A 9,877-nucleotide genomic window follows, 5' to 3' on the forward strand; every position below is an offset into this window, starting at 1 on the left:
TTCATTTTTTTTATTGGTTCCAATTGATTTTCGAAATTTTGTGCTTGTGTGTTTTTGTTTTTTTGATTTGAATTGTTTTTACTGTTTTCTATGTTTAATAAAGGGCTCATTTCTATTTCATCAGTATTATCGATACTTTGACCATTAGCATTCTCAAAAGTGTACAAGTAAATCCGACTGCCGATGTGTGGATTGAATGACGGCTCATAGCGAATATACTGATACTGGTGCAATTGTTTCAAGGCTTTGGTGTATGTGTTTACCGAACCAATTTTTGCAGCTTTCATCACTTCGTCTCTGGCTATGGAAATTGGGTTTTTAAACCGGTTGTTGTTCCATTGCCTGAAAAGAACCATATATAAACTAATGTGAAAGGGCGTGAGTCGTTTGTCATTATCTATACATTGAAAAACTCCTGTAAGGTGTCTTATGAAGTTCATACCCTAGGATTTGTTTATTTATGTCTCAACTTTGGATTCAACATTTTTTGGATTTCGTTATAATCATAATAGATAACTCCTCCAATTTTTGTATATTCAATGGTTTCATTATTGCGTAGGGTTTGTAGTGTACCTGCCGAAATCCCCAACACTTTTTGAACTTCATAGGATTTGAGCCATTTCTTACCAGGTTGTCCGCTGCTTTCCTTCAGCAATCTTTTAATATCTTCTAACAATTCAATTTTAAACGTCTGTAAATCATCTGTTGTGATAATTGCTGTTGCCATAAATTATTTGTTTTATTGTTTTGCGACAAAGAACAAAAAGGGTTTTATACTAAAACAGTTGCAGGGGTTGTACAACCCCCATTGAAGTATTGAAAAATAAGACTTTACGAAGAAAAATATTATTTATTCACGAGATTTAATAAATTAATGATAACAGACTTTACTGCCTCTTTTGTGCTCGTTTCTACATTATAATATTTTGCACTGATACTGTCGACAGAAATATTTTCGACTTTAGCCGTTTTGTTGTTTTCGGCTATATTTCTGAAAATATCACTTTGGTTTTTATTTTGTATTATACCTGTCGTGTGTAATAGGTTGTAAAAATAGCTTAATTGTGCTACGGATAAATCCCATTGGAGCTTGATTTTGTTTGCAGTTTGTTGCATCAATACAGCCGTTGGATTTTCAAGAAAGTGTTTTTTGTTTAGATAATTGATTTCTTCCTCGATCCAAGCGGTGATTTGTTCCGTATTGGAAGGGCGTATGTGACTGTATGTATTAGAACTGGTAGTATTTGTTTGGAAATATTTTTTCATCGTTAAAATCAAATAATCAATTTTACTGTTGAACGTTTCTAGATCTTTCAGAACAGTAGCAATTTCGCGGACTTGAAATTCAAAGAATATTTTGGAATTGTGGTTGAGCTCCACTAGAAGGGATATAATACTTTCTTCTGAAAAGTTCCTGTTATTACCATTCAGAAGTTCGTGTAAACCTGTTATAAATTGGCTGTAATAATTGAATTGATTATAGGTAACATTCTCTACTTCGTTTATTTTTAATGGTTCAAGTACTATTAACAAAAGGTCATTTTGTAAACCAACGGACAATAACGATTTTCTTACCATCTTGACTTTAGAAGCAATTCCATTTTTTTGTTTTACCAAAGAACGATAGGGAGCACGACTATTTAGGTTGAGAAAACCGGAATAATCTGCCTCAATGAAAAGCTGCAGTTTTTCGAGTTTATCATAAATGATTTTTAAGTTGTCAATTTGGTTGTAGTTGTTTGAAATGGAATATAAATCCTTCGTTTTTTTTGGATTTATTTCTTTGACAACAATCGTTATCAGGTTTTCTAATGCTAATTGTTGTTTATGAATAAAATGTTCAATTTTTGAATTTGAATTTTGCTTGAAAACGATATTCTTTATAGAAAGTTTTATCCTGATGTTTTCATTTGTTAGTAAATTAGAGTTGAAATTAAACTCTTTTTCACCAAAAATTAAGTCTGTATTGTTTAGGATGTCATTAATAATCTTATCGAACATTTCAAGATTATATTTCATCTAAAGGATTATTGTTTTTAGTATTTTTAAAAAGGAGCGTGAAATTACTTATTTTTTTAACTATTTACGCTCTTTTTGTTAAATTCTATAACAGATAATTTTTCTTGCAATTTCATCATATCCTGACTCACTTTTTGTTCTACTACTTTGGCATAAATTTGAGTGGTGCTTATCTTGGTGTGCCCTAACATTTTACTTACCGTTTCAATAGGAACACCATTTAATAAAGTGATGGTTGTGGCAAAAGTGTGACGCGCTAAATGGAACGTAATATTTTTTTTGATGCTGCATAAGTCAGCAACTTCTTTTAAATATCCATTTAGTTTTTGGTTTGATAGATGTGGGAGCAGCGTTCCATAAGCAATCACTTTAGGGTGGTCTTGGTATTTTTGAATTATCTCCCAAGCTTTGGGTAGTATGGGAACTCGAACAGGATTTTTAGTTTTTTCGCGTTTGGTAGTAATCCAGTATTGACCGTCAATTCCAATGTTGACTTTATCAACATTCAATTTCATAACATCTATGTAAGCCAATCCAGTATAGCAACTAAAAACAAACAGATCCTTTGTAATATCCAATCGTTCGATACTGAATTTTTTGTTTTCGATTGCGGATAATTCGCTTTCTGTTAAACATTCACGTTCTACCTTGTCAAACCTCAAAGCATATTTACTGAAAGGATCCTTTATCATCAACTCCATTTTTATTGCTAACGTGAGCATTTTTCTTAATCGCTCTAGGTGTTTCATCACGCCATTGTTTTGCATCGGCTTTTGATGGTCAACAGGTTTATGGTTTCGGAGAAACATTTCGAAATCAATAACAAATTGGTAATTGATTTCGGATAGGTAAATATCTGATGTGCCTTTCTTGGTTTTTAGGAACTCTAAAATGTATTTTTCGGTGGTGGAGTAATTCTTTAATGTGCCTACTGCCAATACGGTTTTCATCGTTTCATTGTGGTAGGTTACGAGTTTTGTCAAGGTGAATTGTTTGTCGTCCTCTCCTAAAAACAAACTTTTTATTCCTTTGGCGGTTATGAGCTTCTTTTTCAATTGGATTTCTTGATAGCACTCTACTAATCTGGCTCGGATTTGTTCCAAATATGTATTTAGTGCAGTGATTTCTTTTCGACTTCCTCTTGCCAGTCCTTTGGCAGCATTCCATTCTATTGGCTGAATCCAACGTTTTAGCGACATTTCTACTCTTTGGCTGTCCACGGTTATCCGGACATAGATGGGAACTTTACCATCTTTTATTTTATTAACCCGAATAATAAACTGTACTCCGAAGGTGTTTTTTGAAATCATAACTCATTTAATTTAAGTTGTTTTAAAGCGATTTAATCGCTCTTGAAGTGAACAGCACGAAACAGTTCACCCAAATGATTCCAAAACAGTGCAAATGAGTACAAAAATGAAAGCCGTCTATACTTTGCAATCCCTTTTATTTAAAGGAGTTTGCATTGTTCTGGTGACCTAAAAGTAGGTTTTAATTTGGTTCACCGTTTAGGTCTCATTTTATTTGAAATAACTTAAATTAGTTTAAATTACAAAAAATAGAAAAGGCTGTAAATCATACGATTTACAGCCTTTTGATATGGATTGATGACAAAGTTGTCGGGGTGGCAGGATTCGAACCTGCGGCCTCCTGCTCCCAAAGCAGGCGCGATAACCGAGCTACGCTACACCCCGAAAGCGGTTGCAAATATAAAACTATTTTTTGCTTATCCAAAACTATTTCTTAAATAAGAAATAAATTTGATTCAGTGCAAACTCATTAGTTTCAATATTAAAAAAACTACTACGTTTGCCTGTATAAATCGTATAATTTACATCCCTTTTTTTGTAACTTTACAATATAAATAATTTCAAATAAAATGACCTACGATGAAAAAGATAATTCTTGTTTTAAGTATACTGTTCCTTATTGGATGTAAATCTAAGCCTGTTGTAATTAAGCCAGTTGAAATTAAATGCGTGAAGCTATCTATTTCTGAGGTTGACGGGAGTCAAAAGAAAAAAGCGTACGATTTAGGTAAAAGGGTTTTAATGATTTGCAACACTTCTAAGTTCATCCCTTTCAATGAAAATGAGGCAACAGCATCAGTAATTGCAAACACAACCTTGGAAAAACATTCCGCAACTTGTTTGAAATTCCGAGCTAGATATGGTAGTTTCATAGATCTCAAATTGATAGAAATACATAAGAATATAACAGAAAATACTACTATTTTTCGCTACAAAGCATTGTATGAACACGAAAATGCCAATAAAGAACTTCGGGTAACACTCAATTCTGAAAATAAAGTTTCGTCCTTAAAAACAATGGAGTGGGTGGATGTATTTAAATGTAAATAGTAAAATTCCAAAATTTTAAAACCTCTTGTTTAGCTATAATAAAAAACCTCACTTTATCCTAATAAATTAGCAAAATTACAGTCTTTGTTCTAATGCAAATGCTTTGTTATTAAATCATTAGTGCTTTTTCGTGTTTTATTTGTAACTTACAAAAAAATAGAGAAGAATTGCTCGATTTATATCTTTTGGAATAGTATTAATTTTTTCATTACATTTTTTTAGAAATCTGCATTTTACGATTGCACTCCAATCAAAAAAGTGTGAATTATATAACTTTTTCCTAAAGTTGTATAAGTGTTTCTGGATTAAATCAATCGATATTTACAACTTATTATGTTTAAACATTAAATAATTTGAAATTATATATAAAATACATGGTCAGTAACCGCTGCAAGATGGCAGTAAAAGATGAGCTAAGGAATCTTGGTCTGCATTTCATCGTTGTCGATTTAGGCGAGGTTGAGATTATGGAAAACATCACAATGCAGCAACGAGTGACACTGAAAGCTAATTTACTTCATTCAGGACTCGAATTAATGGATGATAAAAGAGCGATGCTGATTGAAAAAATCAAAACTGTAATCATTGAAATGGTGCATCATTCGGATGAAGTTATCAAAGTCAATTTTTCGAATTATTTAAGCGAAAAAATGAATCATGACTATACTTATTTGTCCAATTTATTTTCAGAAGTGCAAGGAACAACCATTGAGCAATTTATAATTTCCCATAAAATTGAACGAATCAAAGAATTAATTATTTATGGAGAACACAATATTACCGAAATCGCATGGAAAATGGGCTACAGCAGCGTGGCACATTTATCTAGCCAGTTCAAAAAGGTCACCGGACTTTCACCTTCTCACTTTAAACAATTGAAAGATAAAAGACGAAGCCCAATTGAGGATATTTAATTCCAAAAAGAATTAAGATAATTGACATAAATTTACTTTACAAAAGCAATATGAAACTAAGATTAGAAAAAAAAACGAAACTCTTTTATTTTGTATCAATCGTTCTTTTGATTACTGTTTTGGGAATTTTCTATGCAAACAGTAAAAAAGAAATAGCCTCGAGCAAAAAATTGTTGCATGCTCAGGAAGTCATCAGCAAGAATAATGAGGTCTTGTTAGACGTGCTTAATATTGAAACCGGATTTAGGGGATATTTATTATCCGGAAATAAAGTTTTTTTAGAACCTTATTATCAGTCTAAAGTTAAAGTAAACGCCAATTTAGATACTTTGGAAATGCTAACCAGAGACAATCCAAACCAGCTAAAGAATATCGCTTTATTGAAAAAAAAGATTGATGACCGACTAGATTTCACAGAAAAATATCTAGCTGCAAAGAGCCCTGTTTTATTGAGTAATTCTGAAAAAATAGGAATAATTGAGGAAGGAAAAATCATCACTGACAAAATTAGAACTGCAAAAAGCACTATTACTAACGAAGAGTCTAGACTGCTTAAATACAGGAAAATCGAAAACGAAAATGACTATCATTCTTCAGAGTTAATCTTTTTATTACTCCTTATTTTTCTTATAACCATTTTTATTCTTGGATTTCTTATCATAAAAAGTCAAAAAGCGAAAAACAATGAATTAGAAAGTCATACTGCTGACCTCAAATTGGCTTCTCATTATTCATTAAGCCTAATTGAAGCCAGTCTTGATCCATTGGTAACTATCAGCATCGAAGGCAAGATTATGGATATGAATCAGGCATTGGTAAACATCACGGGATTAGAAAGAAAAAAACTAGTCGGCTCTGATTTCTTTAATTATTTCACTGAACCACAAATGGCAAGGGAAGTATATCAAAAAGTATTTGCCATAGGCTCTGTTGCTGATTCTCCCCTTACAATTCGTCATAAAGAAGGCAAACTAACAGATGTTTTATTTAATGGTTCCGTTTATAAAGATGAAAAAGGGAAAATTCTTGGAGTAGTTATAGTAGCCAGAGACATAGCCGAACAAAAATGGGCATTAGATTTACGAATTGCCAACAAAGAACTAGCGTTTCAAAACGAAGAAAAGGAAAAACGTGCCAATGAATTGAGTATCGCTAACGATGAACTGGCATTTCAAAACAAAGAAAAAGAAAAACGAGCCAATGAGTTAAGTGTTGCCAATGAAGAATTAGCTTGCCAATATGAAGAAAAAGAAAATAGGGCAGCAGAATTAATTATTGCTAATGAAGAATTAGCTTATCAAAACGTCGAAAAAGAAAATCGGGCGGCAGAATTAATAGTTGCTAACGAAGAACTGGAATATCAAAACAAGGTTAAAGAAAAACGAGCAGCAGCACTTATTATTGCTAACAAAGAATTGGCATTTCAAAATAAAGAGAAAGAAAACCGTGCGGCTGAGCTGGATATTGCTAACAAGGAATTGGCATTTCAAAACGATGAAAAAGAAAAACGTGCCGCAGAATTAGCTGTTGCCAATCAAGAATTGGCATTTCAAAACGATGAGAAAGAAAAACGCGCCGCAGAGTTAATTGTTGCAAACCAAGAACTCCATTTTCAAAATGATGAAAAAGAAAAACGTGCAGCAGAGTTAGCCATTGCCAATGAAGAACTACTATTTCAAAATGATGAAAAAGAAAAACGCGCCGCAGAATTAGTTATTGCTAACAAAGAATTGGCTTTTCAAAATGATGAGAAGGGAAAACGTGCCAATGAATTAATTGTTGCCAATGAAGAACTGGCATATCAAAATGATGAGAAAGAAAATCGTGCGAGTGAATTAATTATTGCGAACAAAGAACTTAAATTTCAAAGTGAAGAAAAGAAAAAACGTGCCGATGAATTAATTGTTGCTAATGAAGAATTAGCGTATCAAAATGATGAGAAAGAAAACCGTGCCAGTGAATTAATTATTGCAAACAAAGAACTTGACTTTCAAAACATAGAAAAAGAAAAACGGGAAATTGAAAACAAAGAACTTGAAGCACTCAATTATACCTCAAAATTAGCATCTGAATATTCTCTTAGTCTTATCGAAGCCAGTCTTGACCCATTAGTTACCATAAATAACGAAGGCAAGATTACTGATATGAATCAAGCTACTGTAAACATTACTGGAATGAAGCGCGAAGAACTCACAGGGTCTGATTTCTTTAAATATTTTACGGAACCACAAATGGCTCGGGAAGTATATCTGGAAGTATTTGCCAAAGGTTCGGTTTCTGATTCACCACTTACACTTCGCCATAAAGATGGTCAGCTGACCGATGTTTTATTCAATGGTTCCGTTTATAAAGATGAAAAGGGAAATGTATTGGGAGTAGTTATTGTAGCCCGTGATGTTACGGATCAAAAAAGAATTGAAAAAGAATTGATTGAAGCAAAGGTTTTTGCTGAGCTGGCAACAGAAATTGCCGAACAAGCACAAACTAAAGCAGAAAGTGCAACAAAAATTGCCGAAGATGCCGTAAAAGCAAAACAGCAATTTTTATCGAATATGAGTCACGAAATCCGGACACCGATGAATGCTATTATTGGTTTTACGAAAGTGGTTTTGAAAACAGATTTGTCAACTAAACAAAAAGAATATTTATCAGCCATAAAAATGAGCGGAGATGCTTTAATCGTTCTCATCAATGATATACTCGATTTAGCAAAAGTAGATGCCGGAAAAATGGTATTTGAGCAAGTGCCTTTTAAAATGGAACAATCCATAAAGGCAATGCTACATGTATTTGAAACCAAAATTCAGGAAAAAAATCTGGAGTTGGTCTCTCAATATGACAGTTCTATTCCTGAGGTATTGCTTGGGGATTCTGTTCGTTTGCACCAAATTATTTTAAATCTTGTAAGTAATGCCGTGAAATTTACAACCGAAGGAAAAATTACGGTAAGTGTTCGATTGCTGGATCAGGATGATGAGAAAGTAACTATTGAATTTGCTGTTTCGGATACGGGAATAGGAATCCCTGAAAATAAAATGGCTACCATTTTCGAAAATTTTCAGCAAGCCTCCAGCGGTACTTCGAGATTGTATGGTGGAACAGGATTAGGTCTTGCCATTGTAAAACAATTAGTAGAACCTCAAGGAGGAACTATTACCGTAAAAAGCAAATTAGATGAAGGCTCCACTTTTAGTTTTATATTGGATTTTGCAAAAACTGATGCAGATACCGAAACAGATGTCGCAATATTGGAATTAGATTCTGCAAATAAAGATATCAAAGTATTGGTAGTCGAAGATATGGCATTGAATCAATTGTTAATGAAGACATTACTGGATGATTTTGGATTTGAACGCGACATTGCCGATAACGGACAAATAGCTATCGAAAAACTAAAAACGAAATCTTTTGATGTTATATTAATGGACTTGCAAATGCCTATAATGAATGGGTTTGAAGCCACAGAATACATTCGGAATACATTGAAGTTAAAAATTCCGATTATCGCATTAACTGCTGATGTTACCACGGTTGATTTAGCAAAATGCAAAGCAGTGGGAATGAATGATTATATCGCAAAACCAGTTGATGAACGGTTGTTGTATAATAAAATAATTGGGTTGGTTAAAAAAACTGCAGCTTTAAAAGTGATAAAACCTAAAATAAAAATCAGCAATGCCATCAAAAAAATAAAATGTATTGACCTGGACTATTTGAAACATCGCACCAAATCAAACCCTAAATTAATGATGGAAATGATTTCACTTTATTTAATGCAAACGCCACCATTGATAAGCACAATGAAACAAAGTTTACTTGATAAAGATTTTACTTTACTGCGCTCCTCGATGCATAAAATGATTCCATCATTTTCTATAATGGGAATTAGTCCGGATTTTGAAAATATGGCAAGAAAAATACAGGAATACGCTGATGCACAACAACTCAAAGAAGGAGTAAATGAAATGGCTACTGAATTAGAGGATATTTGTGAACAGGCCTGCGACGAATTAGAAATAGAATTTAACTTAATTAAAAACACAATATCGTGAAAAACGAAAACAAAATTAAAATTTTCCTAGTTGATGATGATGCTTTGTATCTAAAATCATTGGAGATAGAATTTCTGGAACATGCCGATTTCGTTATCGAAACCTATGCAACTGGAGAACTTTGCCTGAAAAATCTATCCCGAAATCCAGATATCATTATATTGGATTATCATCTTGATGGAATAGATGAAACAGCTATGAATGGTCTGGAAACCTTGGATAAAATAAAAGATTCTAATCCGGATATTCCAGTTATAATGCTTTCTTCACAGGACAAAATTGACGTGGCTATAAATTGTATGCACCATAGAGCCGGTGATTATGTGGTAAAAAGCGAAACTGCTTTTATGCGTTTACGAAAAATTATCACAACTATTTTCACCTACAAAAAAATGGAAAAAGAATTAAGCTGGTATATGGACAGAATGTAATTATAACCCGTTGGGTGCAATTATTTAAAGTAAAATAAATTGAATAAATATTGGTCAAGATACTGAAATTCAGTATCTTGAAGTCGCTAAACCGCCAATAT

At 33.0% G+C, this 9,877-nt stretch carries 7 protein-coding genes, 1 tRNA gene and 1 pseudogene; 4 read left to right on the forward strand and 5 right to left on the reverse strand.

Features of this window, described 5'->3' with window-relative positions:
* The 5 genes and pseudogenes from ACH2BV_RS08275 to ACH2BV_RS08295 all read right to left on the reverse strand — a co-directional run.
* Positions 1-440, reverse strand: a pseudogene (locus ACH2BV_RS08275) (transcriptional regulator); the annotation flags it as partial.
* Between the two features lie 14 nt (positions 441-454).
* On the reverse strand, positions 455-727 hold the full coding sequence (locus ACH2BV_RS08280) for a helix-turn-helix domain-containing protein (protein ID WP_395050252.1): 273 nt from the start codon (positions 725-727) through the stop codon (positions 455-457).
* A gap of 119 nt (positions 728-846) precedes the next feature.
* A complete protein-coding gene (locus tag ACH2BV_RS08285) occupies positions 847-2,019 on the reverse strand; it encodes a hypothetical protein (protein ID WP_395050253.1) in 1,173 nt (390 codons plus the stop codon).
* 56 nt (positions 2,020-2,075) lie between these two features.
* A complete protein-coding gene (locus ACH2BV_RS08290; protein ID WP_395050254.1) occupies positions 2,076-3,329 on the reverse strand; it encodes a site-specific integrase in 1,254 nt (417 codons plus the stop codon).
* A gap of 309 nt (positions 3,330-3,638) precedes the next feature.
* Positions 3,639-3,713 (reverse strand) — tRNA-Pro (locus ACH2BV_RS08295).
* A gap of 195 nt (positions 3,714-3,908) precedes the next feature.
* On the opposite strand from ACH2BV_RS08295, the gene ACH2BV_RS08300 reads away from it, so the two are divergent.
* The 4 genes from ACH2BV_RS08300 to ACH2BV_RS08315 all read left to right on the forward strand — a co-directional run bounded on the left by ACH2BV_RS08300 (position 3,909) and on the right by ACH2BV_RS08315 (position 9,776).
* Positions 3,909-4,379, forward strand: a complete 471-nt coding sequence (locus tag ACH2BV_RS08300; RefSeq protein WP_395050255.1) for a hypothetical protein — start codon at positions 3,909-3,911, stop codon at positions 4,377-4,379.
* Positions 4,380-4,753: 374 nt separating this feature from the next.
* A complete protein-coding gene (locus ACH2BV_RS08305; protein ID WP_395050259.1) occupies positions 4,754-5,293 on the forward strand; it encodes a helix-turn-helix domain-containing protein in 540 nt (179 codons plus the stop codon).
* Between the two features lie 50 nt (positions 5,294-5,343).
* Positions 5,344-9,345, forward strand: a complete 4,002-nt coding sequence (locus tag ACH2BV_RS08310; protein WP_395050257.1) for a PAS domain S-box protein — start codon at positions 5,344-5,346, stop codon at positions 9,343-9,345.
* Complete coding sequence (locus ACH2BV_RS08315; RefSeq protein WP_395050258.1) at positions 9,342-9,776, forward strand: response regulator; 435 nt, start codon at positions 9,342-9,344, stop codon at positions 9,774-9,776. The genes ACH2BV_RS08310 and ACH2BV_RS08315 overlap by 4 nt, the downstream gene beginning before the upstream one ends.
* The last annotated feature ends 101 nt before the right edge of the window (positions 9,777-9,877 follow it).

It is taken from the genome of Flavobacterium sp. (assembly GCF_043780635.1).
In the GTDB taxonomy this organism is placed as follows: domain Bacteria; phylum Bacteroidota; class Bacteroidia; order Flavobacteriales; family Flavobacteriaceae; genus Flavobacterium.

What these genes read in the sequence shown, in the direction of transcription:
- ACH2BV_RS08290 (WP_395050254.1), bottom strand. Translation starts at nt 3,329, where the DNA reads ATGATTTCAAAAAACACCTTCGGAGTACAGTTTATTATTCGGGTTAAT.
- ACH2BV_RS08300 (WP_395050255.1), top strand. Translation starts at nt 3,909, where the DNA reads ATGAAAAAGATAATTCTTGTTTTAAGTATACTGTTCCTTATTGGATGT.
- ACH2BV_RS08310 (WP_395050257.1), top strand. Translation starts at nt 5,344, where the DNA reads ATGAAACTAAGATTAGAAAAAAAAACGAAACTCTTTTATTTTGTATCA.
- ACH2BV_RS08305 (WP_395050259.1), top strand. Translation starts at nt 4,754, where the DNA reads ATGGTCAGTAACCGCTGCAAGATGGCAGTAAAAGATGAGCTAAGGAAT.
- ACH2BV_RS08285 (WP_395050253.1), bottom strand. Translation starts at nt 2,019, where the DNA reads ATGAAATATAATCTTGAAATGTTCGATAAGATTATTAATGACATCCTA.
- ACH2BV_RS08280 (WP_395050252.1), bottom strand. Translation starts at nt 727, where the DNA reads ATGGCAACAGCAATTATCACAACAGATGATTTACAGACGTTTAAAATT.